General features: G+C 64.0%; 15 protein-coding genes. 13 read left to right on the top strand and 2 right to left on the bottom strand.

Annotated features, from left to right (window positions below; genetic code table 11):
- Nucleotides 1–65: 65 nt before the first annotated feature.
- The 5 genes from queA to H7A12_03845 are packed head-to-tail and all read left to right on the top strand — an operon-like array spanning nucleotide 66 to nucleotide 3,739.
- Nucleotides 66–1,148, top strand: coding sequence for a tRNA preQ1(34) S-adenosylmethionine ribosyltransferase-isomerase QueA (gene queA, locus H7A12_03865; protein MCP5319949.1), 1,083 nt, complete (start codon nucleotides 66–68; stop codon nucleotides 1,146–1,148).
- A complete protein-coding gene (tgt, locus tag H7A12_03860; protein ID MCP5319948.1) occupies nucleotides 1,145–2,266 on the top strand; it encodes a tRNA guanosine(34) transglycosylase Tgt in 1,122 nt (373 codons plus the stop codon). The genes queA and tgt overlap by 4 nt, the downstream gene beginning before the upstream one ends.
- A gap of 7 nt (nucleotides 2,267–2,273) precedes the next feature.
- A complete protein-coding gene (locus tag H7A12_03855) occupies nucleotides 2,274–2,600 on the top strand; it encodes an NGG1p interacting factor NIF3 (GenBank protein MCP5319947.1) in 327 nt (108 codons plus the stop codon).
- Nucleotides 2,597–3,166 carry a CoA pyrophosphatase gene (locus H7A12_03850; protein ID MCP5319946.1) on the top strand — a complete coding sequence of 190 codons (570 nt, stop codon included), beginning with the start codon at nucleotides 2,597–2,599 and terminating at the stop codon, nucleotides 3,164–3,166. Before H7A12_03855 ends, H7A12_03850 begins: the two co-directional genes overlap by 4 nt.
- Nucleotides 3,167–3,184: 18 nt before the next feature.
- Nucleotides 3,185–3,739: a gamma carbonic anhydrase family protein gene (locus H7A12_03845; GenBank protein ID MCP5319945.1), complete on the top strand. Its 555-nt coding sequence runs from the start codon at nucleotides 3,185–3,187 to the stop codon at nucleotides 3,737–3,739.
- Here the strand turns inward: H7A12_03845 and H7A12_03840 are convergent.
- Together H7A12_03840 and ccsA are read right to left on the bottom strand one after the other, a co-directional pair.
- Nucleotides 3,728–4,987: an HlyC/CorC family transporter gene (locus tag H7A12_03840; protein ID MCP5319944.1), complete on the bottom strand. Its 1,260-nt coding sequence runs from the start codon at nucleotides 4,985–4,987 to the stop codon at nucleotides 3,728–3,730. The genes H7A12_03845 and H7A12_03840 overlap by 12 nt on opposite strands.
- A gap of 73 nt (nucleotides 4,988–5,060) precedes the next feature.
- Nucleotides 5,061–5,879 carry a cytochrome c biogenesis protein CcsA gene (gene ccsA, locus H7A12_03835; protein MCP5319943.1) on the bottom strand — a complete coding sequence of 273 codons (819 nt, stop codon included), beginning with the start codon at nucleotides 5,877–5,879 and terminating at the stop codon, nucleotides 5,061–5,063.
- A gap of 205 nt (nucleotides 5,880–6,084) precedes the next feature.
- On the opposite strand from ccsA, the gene ffh reads away from it, so the two are divergent.
- From ffh to H7A12_03795, 8 genes are all read left to right on the top strand, one after another.
- Nucleotides 6,085–7,452: a signal recognition particle protein gene (gene ffh / locus H7A12_03830; protein ID MCP5319942.1), complete on the top strand. Its 1,368-nt coding sequence runs from the start codon at nucleotides 6,085–6,087 to the stop codon at nucleotides 7,450–7,452.
- A 142-nt stretch (nucleotides 7,453–7,594) separates the two neighbouring features.
- A complete protein-coding gene (rpsP, locus tag H7A12_03825; GenBank protein MCP5319941.1) occupies nucleotides 7,595–7,852 on the top strand; it encodes a 30S ribosomal protein S16 in 258 nt (85 codons plus the stop codon).
- Nucleotides 7,853–7,861: 9 nt separating this feature from the next.
- Entirely contained in the window at nucleotides 7,862–8,407 is a 546-nt protein-coding gene (rimM, locus tag H7A12_03820; GenBank protein MCP5319940.1) for a ribosome maturation factor RimM, read from the top strand.
- A gap of 12 nt (nucleotides 8,408–8,419) precedes the next feature.
- On the top strand, nucleotides 8,420–9,112 hold the full coding sequence (gene trmD, locus H7A12_03815; protein MCP5319939.1) for a tRNA (guanosine(37)-N1)-methyltransferase TrmD: 693 nt from the start codon (nucleotides 8,420–8,422) through the stop codon (nucleotides 9,110–9,112).
- An 86-nt stretch (nucleotides 9,113–9,198) separates the two neighbouring features.
- Nucleotides 9,199–9,564, top strand: coding sequence for a 50S ribosomal protein L19 (gene rplS / locus H7A12_03810; protein MCP5319938.1), 366 nt, complete (start codon nucleotides 9,199–9,201; stop codon nucleotides 9,562–9,564).
- 89 nt (nucleotides 9,565–9,653) lie between these two features.
- Nucleotides 9,654–10,553, top strand: a complete 900-nt coding sequence (xerD, locus tag H7A12_03805; protein ID MCP5319937.1) for a site-specific tyrosine recombinase XerD — start codon at nucleotides 9,654–9,656, stop codon at nucleotides 10,551–10,553.
- A gap of 114 nt (nucleotides 10,554–10,667) precedes the next feature.
- Complete coding sequence (locus H7A12_03800; GenBank protein MCP5319936.1) at nucleotides 10,668–11,375, top strand: thioredoxin fold domain-containing protein; 708 nt, start codon at nucleotides 10,668–10,670, stop codon at nucleotides 11,373–11,375.
- Nucleotides 11,376–11,407: 32 nt separating this feature from the next.
- Nucleotides 11,408–12,715 (top strand): homoserine dehydrogenase, encoded by a 1,308-nt coding sequence (locus tag H7A12_03795; protein ID MCP5319935.1) that lies wholly within the window; start codon nucleotides 11,408–11,410, stop codon nucleotides 12,713–12,715.
- The last annotated feature ends 11 nt before the right edge of the window (nucleotides 12,716–12,726 follow it).

Here is a 12,726-nt window from a genome sequence, read left to right as displayed (position 1 = left end):
GGCAACTGCGTTGCCATACTCGCGGGGCGTCGATACCCTTGCCGCCTTTCCGGTACGGATCCGCAATGAAAGTCGCTGATTTCCACTACGAGCTACCCGAGCGGCTGATTGCGCGTGAGCCTGCGGCTGAGCGGACGGGCAGTCGCCTGCTGTACCTCGATCCACATGACGCACAGTTGCAGCATTTGCGCTTCGCCGAGATCGGATCCCTGCTGCGCCAGGGCGATCTGCTGGTGTTCAACGACACGCGGGTGATCCCGGCGCGGCTGTTTGGCTGCAAACCCGATACCGGTGGTGGTGTCGAGATACTGATCGAGCGCCTGCTTGCGGGGCGTCGCGTGCTGGCGCAGTTGCGTGCAAATCGCAAGCCGCGAGTGGGCGCGGAGATCGTGTTGCTCGACGACGAAGGGCGCGAGGCAGTGCGTGTGAGCGTGCTGGGGCGCGAGGGCGAGTTCTTCGAGCTCGGTTTTCCGTCAGGCAGCGATCCACTCGCGCTGATCGATCGTATCGGGCACATGCCGTTGCCTCCGTACATCGATCGTGCCGATGCACCGCTGGATCGCGAGCGCTACCAGACGGTCTACGCGACACGCGATGGTGCAGTCGCAGCACCGACGGCAGGGCTGCACTTCGACCATGCGCTGCTGGCGCGATTGCGCGAACTCGGTGTGGAGACCGCCTTCCTGACCTTGCACGTCGGTGCCGGAACCTTCCAGCCGCTGCGCGTGACGGAAGTGGAACAGCACCGGATGCACGCCGAGTACATCGATGTCGGTGCACGGTTGTGCGAGCAGGTGAACAGCGCGCACGCGCAGGGCCGGCGTGTGATAGCGGTCGGCACTACGTCACTGCGTGCGCTGGAGACGGTAGCCGGTACTGATGGCATCCGTCCATACGAGGGCGAGACGTCGATCTTCATCCATCCCGGATACCGTTTTCGCGCCGTGGATGCCTTGATCACCAATTTCCACCTGCCCGAATCGACGTTGCTGATGCTGGTGTGCGCATTTGCCGGGAGCACCCGTGTGCTGGCAACGTACCGGGATGCTGTGGCACGCGAATACCGCTTCTTCAGTTATGGAGACGCGATGTTCGTGCTGGGCGAGCAAGCACCATTGCTGAAGTCGCGAGTGGAGTTGCAGCGGTGAGCGGCTGTTTCGGTGGTTTCGAACTGCTGGCGCACGACGGCAGCGCACGGCGCGGCCGGTTGAGTTTCGTGCGAGGCGTGGTCGATACGCCTGCTTTCATGCCCGTGGGCACCTACGGTACCGTGAAAGGCATGCTGCCGCGCGACCTGGATGAGATCGGTGCCCAGATCGTGCTCGGCAACACATTCCACCTGATGCTGCGCCCGGGTTCGGAAATCATTCGCGAACTCGGTGATCTGCACGCATTCATGGGTTGGAGCCGTCCCATACTTACCGATTCGGGCGGATTCCAGGTGTTCAGCCTGGGTGACATGCGACGGATCAGCGAAGACGGGGTGCGTTTCCGTTCGCCGGTCGACGGCAGTGCGGTGTTCCTCGATCCCGAAACCTCGATGCGTGTGCAGCGCGATCTAGGCTCCGATGTGGTCATGGTGTTCGATGAATGCACTCCCTACCCGGCCGGCGAGGAGCAGGCCCGCACATCGATGGAGCTCAGTCTGCGCTGGGCCCGCCGCAGCCGGCAGGCGCACGCCGACAATCCGGCAGCGCTGTTCGGCATCGTGCAGGGGGGCATGTTCGCCGATCTGCGTTCGCGTTCGCTGGCAGGGCTGCTCGACATCGGGTTCGACGGCTATGCGATCGGCGGGCTGTCGGTAGGCGAACCGCGGCAGGAGATGCTGGCCGTACTGGATCATCTGGGGCCGCAGTTGCCGGTCGAACGGCCACGCTATCTGATGGGGGTGGGCACTCCGCTCGATATCCTCGATGCCGTCGCACGCGGAGTGGACATGTTCGACTGCGTGTTGCCGACCCGCAACGCACGCAATGCCTGGCTGTTCACCTCGCGCGGCGTACTGAAGCTGCGCCATGCCGTCAATCGTCGCTGCGAGGAGCCGGTAGACCCGGCCTGCGCGTGCTACACCTGCACCCGTTTCAGTCGCGCCTACCTGCACCATCTCGATCGCTGCAACGAGATGCTCGGCAGCCAGCTGAACACGATCCACAACCTGTACTTCTATCAGGAGCTGATGCGCGGCATCCGTGCAGCGATCACCGAGGGGAACTGGGAACGCTTCCGTGCGGACTTCGTCCAACGTTATGCCGGCAACCTTGCGTGACATGCTCATGAGTTCACTCGAGTACCAGATTTTCGTCTACGTCGATCCGGAACACGCGGAAGCACTGAAGGAAGCGATGTTTGCCGCCGGCGCTGGACGTATCGGTGCCTACAGTGGTTGTGCGTGGCAGTGCGAAGGAACGGGCCAGTTCCGGCCGGGAACGGACGCCAGGCCGTTCATCGGCTCGGTCGGCGGCGACGAGCGCGTGCGCGAACTGCGCATCGAGATGCTGTGTTCCGGTAAGTGCCTGGATGGTGTGCTGGCTGCGTTGCGTGCCGCGCATCCGTATGAAGAACCTGCATTCGGCGTGCTGCGCCTGGAGCCGGTGGCATGAGCGTGCTGCAGCGTGTGCGCGAGCGCGTTGGCGGCAGCGTCGTGCCGGCACTGGAGGAGGCCGATGCTGCAGTCTTGCTGGCGCTGACCGCGCAGCCCGCGCCGGAGCTGATCCTCACCCTGCGCGCTGCGCACATGAGCACCCACCCGGGTGAGGTGGCGTTTCCTGGCGGGCGCCGCGATCGGGAAGATCGGGATCTGATCCATACGGCGTTGCGCGAAAGTCATGAGGAGATCGCGCTCGATCCTGCCTGCGTCGAGGTCGTCGGTGCACTGCGCGGACGCACGTCGCGCTTCGGTGTACGCGTCTGTCCGGTCGTCGCCGTCGTGCCTGCGGATCTGCAACTGGAGCCGAACCGGGCAGAACTCGATGAGGTCTACCGCATCCCGTTGGCGCATTTTCTGCTGCGGGAAAACCTGCGCATCGATCGTGTGCTGCACCAGGGGCGTGAGATGGATGTGCCGTGGTATCCGTGGGGCGAGCGCCAGGTCTGGGGTCTGACTGCGGTGATGCTGCTCGATCTGCTGGAAGCGGCTTTCGATTTTCATGTCGAACTTCGACGTTGAGGACGTGCTGCGATGGCGATGATCTACGAACTCGATGGTGTGGCACCGCAGATCGATGCGAGCTGTTTCCTGGCTCCGGATGCAGTGGTGGTGGGGGCCGTGACGGTCGCAGCCGAGGCGAGCATCTGGTTCGGTGCCGTGGTTCGTGCCGACACCGAGCAGATCACGATCGGCATGGGATCCAACGTGCAGGAGAACGCCGTGCTGCACGCCGATCCCGGTTTCCCGTTGCATATCGGCGAACGGGTGACCGTGGGACACAAGGCGATGCTGCACGGTTGCAGCATCGGCGAGGGTAGCCTGGTCGGGATCGATGCGGTGGTCCTGAACGGGGCCGTGATCGGGCGCAATTGTCTGATTGGTGCCAATGCACTGGTCACCGAGGGGATGCGGGTGCCGGATGGCTCGCTGGTACTTGGCTCGCCAGCGCGTGTGCGACGCTCGCTGAGCGACGAGGAGCGCGCGCGTCTGGAAGAGAGCGCACGTCGTTATCGTGCCAAGGGGCAACTGTTTCGCGTACGCCTGCGGCGCATCGTTGATGAGACTGATGTCGCGAGGAATTCAGGCGCGTGACGTTCGGCGTGCGAGAACCTTGTGGATCACCTTGCCCTGCAGTTCGAGGATTTCAAAGTCATAACGCCCGATACGTAATCCCAGGTGGGCTTCCGGAATCGTCTCCAGGTGTTCGACGATCAGCCCGCTGAGGGTCTTCGGTCCGTCGACCGGCAGGTCCCAGTGCAGCGAACGGTTGATCTCGCGAATCGCAGTGCCACCGTCGATCACGCAACTGCCGTCGGGCTGCGCGACGATATCGGGTGACTGGCTGGCGATATTCGACGTGAACTCGCCGACGATTTCCTCGAGGATGTCCTCCAGCGTCACGAGACCGCGCACCGAGCCGTATTCGTCGACCACGATTCCGATGCGCCGCTTCAGTTTCTGGAAGTTCAGCAATTGCGTGTTGAGAGGGGTGCTTTCGGGGACGTAGTAGGGTTCACCGGCTGCCCGCTGCATCGCTTCACGGTCGAGCTGCTCGCCGTGCATGAAGCTGCTCGCCTTGCGCAGGTGCAGTATCCCGAGCACGTTGCCGATGTCTTCGCGGTACAGCAACACGCGCGTGTGTTCGCTCGAGCGCAGTGCCGCCAGTATGATGGCATCGTCCGCGGTGATGTCGATGCCGAAGATGTCCTGGCGCGGCACCATGATGTCGTCGACGGTGATTTTCTCCAGGTCCAGGATGTTCAGCAGCATGTGCTTGTGGCGTGGCGGGATCATCAGTCCCGCTTCACCGACGATCGTGCGCAGTTCCTCCGAACCCAGCACTTCGTCCGGACGCCGCTCGGGATCGACGCCGAGCACCCGCAGCAGGCCGTTGCTGATCGCGTTGATGGACCACACGGCCGGATACAGCGCATACCTCAGCACGTTCAGCACGTAGGCTGCTGGAAAGGCGAAGCGTTCCGGGTGCAGCGCGGCGAGCGTCTTGGGAGTCACCTCGCCGACGATCAGTACTGCCACCGTGATCACAGCGGTGGCGATCGCGATTCCCGCGTCACCCCACAGGCGGATCGCGATCACGGTGCCGATCACCGAAGCGAGGATGTTCACGAGGTTGTTGCCGATCAGGATCAGGCCGATCAGCCGGTCTGGACGTTCCAGCAGGTTTGCCGCGATGCGTGCACTGCGCTGCGTCTTGCGCAGATGCCGCAGCCGGTAACGATTGAGCGACATCATGCCGGTTTCGGAACCGGAGAAGAACGCCGACATCAGCAGGCAGGCAATCAGGATGCTGAGCAGCAGTTGCAGCGGGATGTCGTCCAAGAGCGTGGTGGTCTCGTGTATGCGGGACTCGTATGGTGAATAAAAGCAGGCGACAAGACAATCGCGGCGAACATCACCACGCCGGTCGGTGCAGCACCAGTTCGAGCACCAGCTTGCTGCCGAAGTAGGCCAGGATCAGCAGGGCGAAGCCTGCCACGGTCCATTTCACTGCCGTGATGCCGCGCCACCCGAGACGGGATCGACCCAGCAGCAGGACTGCGAACAGCAGCCAGGCAACGATCGACAGCACGGTCTTGTGTGCCAGATGCTGCGCGAATATGTCCTCGAGGAACAGCGCTCCGGTCACGATCGACAGCGTGAGCAGCAACTCACCGGTCCAGATCAGGCGAAACAGCAGGTCCTCCATCGTCTGCAGTGGCGGCATTACCGCCACCAGGCCGTGCAGGCGACGGTGCTTCAGTCGATGGATCAACAGGGCGAGTGCCACGGCCTGCAATGCCGCAATGCCAAGAATGCTGTACGACAGCAGCGAAAAGAGAATATGCGATCCGACGCCCCAGCCGACGGCGGTGCGTGGCGCGTACCCGGTGTGCAGGAACAGGGCGGACAGCGTCGACACGATTGCCAGCAGATACAGGACGGGCAGCAGGTTGGCAAGCGGTGCACGCCAGCTCGCCGCCCATGCCACCAGTGCGATCACCCAGAAGAACAGCGAAGCAGCGTTGAACAGGCCCAGATCCAGTCCGCCTGCCCGGAATACAGCGGTGGACCAGCTCAGCAGATGCGCCAGCAGTGCCGGAACTGCCAGCCATATCGCGATGCGCAGCCAGCGTTGCTGGGTCGTGGCACCTTCGTGCAACGCGCGCAGATGCGTGGCGATGCTCGCGAAGTAGAAGGCGCAGGCGACAATTCCGGATACGAGCACTGTCATGCCGGTCAGGCGGGATCCGCATCCATCGGGTGATCGGTCCGGGGTGGCCCGGTGTGCCACACAGTCTAGCTGTGCTCGCCGCAGTCGTCACGCACGCGCTGTCACGCACGCGCTGTCACGCACGCGCTTCTTGCCCGTGCCGGCCTCGGCTATACTCGCGCGTCCTTTTCGATGCCCGTCGTTGCGGCACAGGCGGATCTGTCCCATGTTCGAGACTCTCACCGAGCGATTTTCGGAAACCCTGCGCAAGGTTGCCGGCAAGTCCACGCTGACCGAGGACAACATCCAGGAAACCCTGCGCGAGGTGCGCCAGGTCCTGCTCGAGGCGGACGTCGCGCTGCCGGTCGTGAAGGATTTCGTCGACCAGGTGCGCACGCGGGCCCTTGGCCAGGAAGTGCTGAAGAGCCTGAGCCCGGGGCAAGCCTTCCTGCGCATCGTGCAGCGCGAGCTCGAGCAGGCGATGGGCGCTGCCAACGAGGGGCTGGACCTGTCGGTGCAGCCACCGGCCGTGATCCTGATGGCGGGATTGCAGGGTAGTGGCAAGACCACCAGCGCCGCCAAGCTGGCGCGCTGGTTGCGCGAGAAGGGCAAGAAGGTGCTGATGGTCAGTGCCGACGTCTATCGCCCGGCCGCGATCCATCAGCTCGAGACGCTGGCAGCCGGCGTCGATGCCGGTTTCATACCCAGTCATGAAGATGAGCGTCCGGTCGATATCGCGCGTGAGGCGTTGCGCACGGCGCGTATCCAGTTCGCCGACGTGCTGATCGTCGACACGGCAGGGCGGTTGGCGATCGATGCAGCGATGATGCAGGAGATCCGCGAACTGCATGCGGTGTTGAATCCGGCCGAAACGCTGTTCGTCGTCGATGCGATGACCGGGCAGGACGCCGCCGCGACCGCGCGAGCGTTCAACGAAGCCGTGCCGCTGACCGGGGTGATCCTCGCCAAGGCCGATGCCGATTCACGCGGCGGTGCTGCGCTCTCGGTGCGTGCGGTGACCGGCAAGCCGATCAAGTTTCTTGGCGTCGGCGAGAAGACCGACGCGCTCGAACCGTTCCACCCCGAGCGGGTTGCATCGCGGATTCTCGGCATGGGCGACATCCTGTCGCTGATCGAGGAGGCCGAGCGCAAGCTCGATCGCGAGAAGGCGGAAAAGCTCGCGAAGAAGATCCGCAAGGGCAAGGGTTTCGACCTCACGGATTTCCGAGACCAGCTGCAACAGATGCGCGATATGGGCGGCATCGCGAGCATGCTGGACAAGTTGCCCGGCATGAGCGGACTGGCACAGATGGCGCAGGAGAAGGTGGACATAAAGACCTTCACACGCATGGAGGCGATCATCAATTCGATGACACCAGCCGAGCGGCGCGACCCGGAGATGCTGAACGGTTCGCGCAAGCGGCGCATCACGCAGGGTTCGGGAACCTCGATCCAGGATCTGAACCGGTTGCTGAAGCAACACAAGCAGATGCAGAAAATGATGAAGAAGCTTGGCAACCGCAGCGCGATGCAGAACATGATGCGCGGGCTCGGCGGCATGCTGCCACCAGGGGGCGGATTCCCTCGGCGGTAAAAATCCCGATCGTCGCAGACGTCTGCGAGCGAGTGTTTCAAATCCGGCAACCTTCTCTTAGAATAGCCGCCCTTCGCAGGTTGCCCGGCCACTCGTGTCGCGGGTACCGGAACACCCGGGGATCAATGTCAGGAAACGTTTCATGTTGACGATCAGACTTTCGCGTGTTGGCGCCAAGAAGCGCCCGTTCTATCAGGTCACGGTGACCGACAGCCGCAGCGCCCGCGATGGCCGCTTCATCGAGCGCGTCGGCTTTTTCAACCCGATCGCGAGCGGGAAGGAAGAGCGTCTGCGCCTGGATCGCGAGCGGATCCAGCACTGGGTACAGCAGGGCGCACAGTTGTCGGAGCGCGTGGCGAAGCTGTTGCATGAGAACGCGCACGCGGCACAGGCTGCCTGACGCAGCGGCGTGGAGGATGTGGCTGGTCGCGATCTGGTGATACTGGGTCGCATCGGTGGTGTGTATGGGATCAAGGGTTGGCTGAAGGTCTGGTCGTTCACCGAGCCGATGGACGCGATCCTCGACTACCCGATCTGGCGGATTGGTACGGCAGCCGGGTGGGAAAGCCACCGGATCGACGCAGGCAGACGCCACGGCAAGGGGCTGATCGTCCATCTGCCGGGTTGTGACGATCCGGAGACGGCGCAGCGTTTTGCACAGGCCGAGATTGCCGTAGTGCGGACCGAGTTGCCAGACCCCGGTCCAGATGAGTATTACTGGGCCGAACTCGAGGGCATGCAGGTGTACGCGCGGCGCGACGACGGCAGCCGGACACTGATCGGCACGGTCGATCACCTGTTCGGGACCGGAGCCAACGATGTGCTGGTAGTGCAGGGTTGCACGGGCAGCATCGATACGCGAGAGCGTCTGATTCCGTGGGTGCCGGATGAGGTGATCGTCGAGGTCGACCGTGTGCGTCGCGAGATGCTGGTCGACTGGGATCCGGATTTCTGAGCGCAAGACGTGTTGCGCGTTGCGGTGGTGACGATCTTTCCGGAAATGTTCGGTGCGCTCACCGGCTTTGGAATTTCGGGCAGGGCAGTGCGCGAAGGGCTGGTCGAGCTGAAATGCTGGAACCCGCGCGACTACGCCAGCGACCGTCATCGTTCGGTCGATGACCGGCCCTATGGGGGCGGTCCGGGGATGGTGATGAGTGCCCCCCCGCTGTGTGCGGCGATTCGTGCCGCACGTTGCGAACTTGGTGCAGCGGCGCGCGTGATCTACCTGTCGCCGCAGGGGGTTGCGCTGCGACAGCAACGGGTGGAAGCGCTGGCGCAGGGCGGGCCACTGGTGCTGCTTGCGGGGCGCTACGAAGGCGTCGACGAGCGCGTGATCGAGAGCGAGATCGACGAGGAAATATCGCTCGGCGACTACGTGCTGAGCGGGGGCGAGTTGCCTGCGATGGTGCTGCTGGATGCGATGATCCGGCTTTTGCCGGGTGCACTGGGGCACGACGAGTCGGCGGTGCAGGACTCGTTTGCAGAAGGCTTGCTGGACTGTCCGCACTACACGCGACCAGAGGTGTTCGAGGGGCGCGCAGTGCCGCCGGTGCTGCTGAGTGGTGACCACGAACGGATTCGCGCGTGGCGGCTGGTGCAAGCCTGCGAACGCACGCGGGCACGCCGTCCCGATCTGGCGGCAGCACGCGAAGAGCATTGATGGGGGCGGTGCCCTGGGCACTGCGCAATGACGGCTACAGGGGCGAGCGCACCCGTTGCGCGAGCGAAACAGGGGAGGATGAGGTCATGCAGAACACGATCATTGGACAGCTCGAAGCCGAGCAGATGGGCAAGAATGTGCCGGATTTTGCACCGGGCGATACGGTGGTGGTCGATGTGCGTGTCGTCGAAGGCGAGCGCGAGCGGCTGCAGGCCTACGAGGGCGTGGTGATCGCCAAGCGCAACCGGGGCCTGAACTCGGCGTTCACGGTGCGCAAGATCTCCCACGGCGTGGGCGTGGAGCGTACGTTCCAGACCTACAGCCCGGCGGTCGCGAACATCCAGGTCAAGCGTCGTGGTGACGTGCGTCAGGCGAAGCTGTATTACCTGCGCGAACTGAGCGGCAAGGCGGCCAGGATCAAGGAAAAGCTGGCCAAGCAGAGCGCCGACTGATCCGTACGGCAGGCGGCGGAAAAGGTGGCGTGAGCCACCTTTTTTGTGTGTGCGCGATGCGGGCGCACTCCCGGAGGTGAAAATCCTCGATGATCGCAGACGCGGACCGTAGCGTGATCGAGCGTTTCCTCGATGCGCTGTGGATGGAGAAGGGCTCGAGCGCGAACACGCTGATGGCCTATCGCAGTGACCTCGAGGCTTTTGCCGGGTGGTTGCATGCACGTGGGTCGGAACTGGCGGCGGTCGACCGTTCGCTGCTGCTGGAATACCTCGCTGCTGGCTTGCGTGAAGGCCGCTCGACGCGAACTGCCGCCCGTCTGCTGTCGTGCCTGCGCGGCTTCTATCGTTACCTCTTGCGCGAGGGTGCGATCGCCGTCGATCCGACGCTGCGCGTGCCGGGACCACGGGCTCCGCGTGCATTGCCGGGCACGCTCAGCGAGGACGACGTGGAACGGCTGCTGGCAGCACCGGATATCGCCACGGCGATCGGGTTGCGCGACCGGGCGATGCTCGAACTGCTGTATGCATGCGGGTTGCGCATCAGTGAGCTGGTCACGCTGGAACTCTCCGGGCTCGGCATGACCCAAGGTGTGGTGCGGATCATGGGCAAGGGTTCGCGCGAGCGGTTGGTTCCGGTAGGCGAGGAGGCGCTGACGTGGGTAGGTCGTTATCTGCGCGAGGCGCGTCCTGGACTGCCCGACGCGATGCACAGTGCGGTGCTGTTTCCGGGGCGTGGTGGGCGTGCGCTGACGCGTCAGGCCTTCTGGCACCGGATCAGACAGCATGCCGTCACGGCCGGGATCACGAAGCCGCTGTCGCCGCATACGCTGCGCCATGCGTTTGCGACGCATCTGCTGAACCACGGGGCCGATCTGCGCGTGGTGCAGCTGCTGCTCGGGCACAGCGATCTGTCGACGACGCAGATCTACACGCACGTGGCACGCGAGCGGTTGAAGCAGGTGCACGCGACGCACCATCCGCGCGGATGATGATCTGCCGGAGGTGTGGCCGTGTCCTGGTGCGGGGCTAGCGCATTACTACAGGAGGAAGTTCGGATGAGACATGCTGATGGCTGCTGGCGACGCATCGGCGCTGCCGTGATCATGGCGTTGTTGCTGATTGCCCGCGCGAATGGCGCGGACGGCCCGGACCCCGCGGCTGACGCGATCCTGGCCGCGCTGTCGAAGGCGCGGCCCGATCTGCAGTACGAGGCGCCGAAGCCGAGTGCGATCGCAGGCATGTACGAGGTACAGGTGCGTGGTGGCCCCCTGCTCTACGTCAACGGTGCGGGAACGCATTTCGTCGCCGGCGATCTGTTCGAGATCCGGGCGGACGGCTTCGCGAACCTCGACGAGGTCGGGCGCCAGCAGGAGCGGGCACGGTTGATCGCGGCCGTCGATCCGGCCGACATGATCGTTTTCTCACCACCCAATCCGCGTGCGACGATCACCGTGTTCACCGACGTCGACTGCGGTTACTGTCGCAAGCTGCACAGCGAGATTGCCGAAATCAACGAGCTCGGCATTGCAGTGCACTATCTGGCCTACCCGCGTGCGGGCCTGGGCTCACCGTCGTATCGCAAGATCGCGAGCGCATGGTGCGCGGCTGACCGCAAGGGTGCGCTGACGGCGCTCAAGCGCGGCGACACGATTCCCGAGAACGTCTGTGCGGGCAATCCGGTTGCCAACCAGATGCTGCTCGGCGAAAAGGTGGGTGTCACCGGCACACCGGCACTGGTGCTCGAGGACGGCACGCTGATACCGGGATACCGGCCCGCGAAGGAACTGGCGAAAATGCTCGGCATAAATTGAGCATGAACGGATCGAGCAGCGAGGAGCACCACATGGGTCCGATACGGGTTGGCATCTGCGGCTTCGGTACCGTGGGCTCGGGAACCTTCACCGTGCTGCAACGCAACGGGGCCGACATTGCCGCGCGCGTCGGCCGCGACGTGCGCGTGACGCATGTCGGGGTACGCCGCGGCAACCTGCGTTGCGAGACTGCTGGCGTACGCACCAGTCGTGATGTGTTCGCCGTGGTGCGCGATCCGGAAGTCGATATCGTCGTCGAACTGATCGGCGGTTGCGACGCGGCGCGCGAACTGGTGATGCAGGCGATCGCTGCAGGCAAGCATGTGGTCACGGCGAACAAGGCGCTGATTGCCGAACACGGCAACGAGATCTTCGCTGCAGCCGGTGCGCGTGGCGTCACGGTCGCGTTCGAGGCGGCAGTCGGCGGCGGCATTCCGATCATCAAGGCGATCCGTGAGGGGCTTGCCGCGAACCGCATCGAGTGGGTGGCAGGGATCATCAACGGCACCGGCAACTACATCCTGTCGGAGATGCGCGAGAAGGGACGCAGTTTCGCTGCGGCGCTCGCCGATGCGCAGGCGCTGGGCTACGCCGAGGCAGATCCCACCTTCGACGTCGAGGGCATCGATGCCGCGCACAAGCTGGTCATCCTCGCCTCGCTGGCATTCGGCATTCCGTTGCAGTTCGACAAGGTCTACACCGAAGGCATCGGCACCCTCAACGAAGAAGACCTGGTTTACGCAGCGGAACTCGGTTATCGCATCAAGCATCTGGGAATCTGCCGGCGTACCGCCGAGGGTATCGAGTTGCGGGTGCATCCGACGCTGATCCCGCACGATCGGCTGATCGCCAACGTGAACGGTGTGATGAACGCGATTCTCGTGAAGGGCGATGCGGTGGGCCCGACGCTCTATTACGGACCCGGTGCCGGGTCGGAGCCGACGGCGTCGGCCGTGGTTGCGGACATCATCGATGTGGCACGCACGCTGACTGCCGACCCCGAACACCGCGTGCCGCACCTGGCGTTCCAGCCTGATCGCCTGTCGAGCGAACCGGTGCTGCCGATGTCGGCAGTACGCACTTCGTACTATCTGCGCGTGGCAGCACTGGATCGCCCCGGCGTGCTGTGGCGCGTGGCGCAGATACTCGGTGAGGCGGGCATCAGCATCGAGGCGCTGATCCAGAAGGAAGCACCCGAAGGACAGGAAACCGCAACGCTGATCCTGCTGAGCAGCGTCACGACCGAGAGCCATATGAGCGAGGCGATCACTGCGGTCGAGGCGCTCGACAGCATACGCGGGCGTGTGACGCGGATCCGCATGGAAAAGCTGGAAGGCTGAACAATCAACAG

The sequence above is a fragment of the Pseudomonadales bacterium genome, from assembly GCA_024234165.1.
GTDB lineage: Bacteria > Pseudomonadota > Gammaproteobacteria > Pseudomonadales > UBA5518 > UBA5518.
This window is presented reverse-complemented; position numbering and strand designations above follow the sequence as displayed.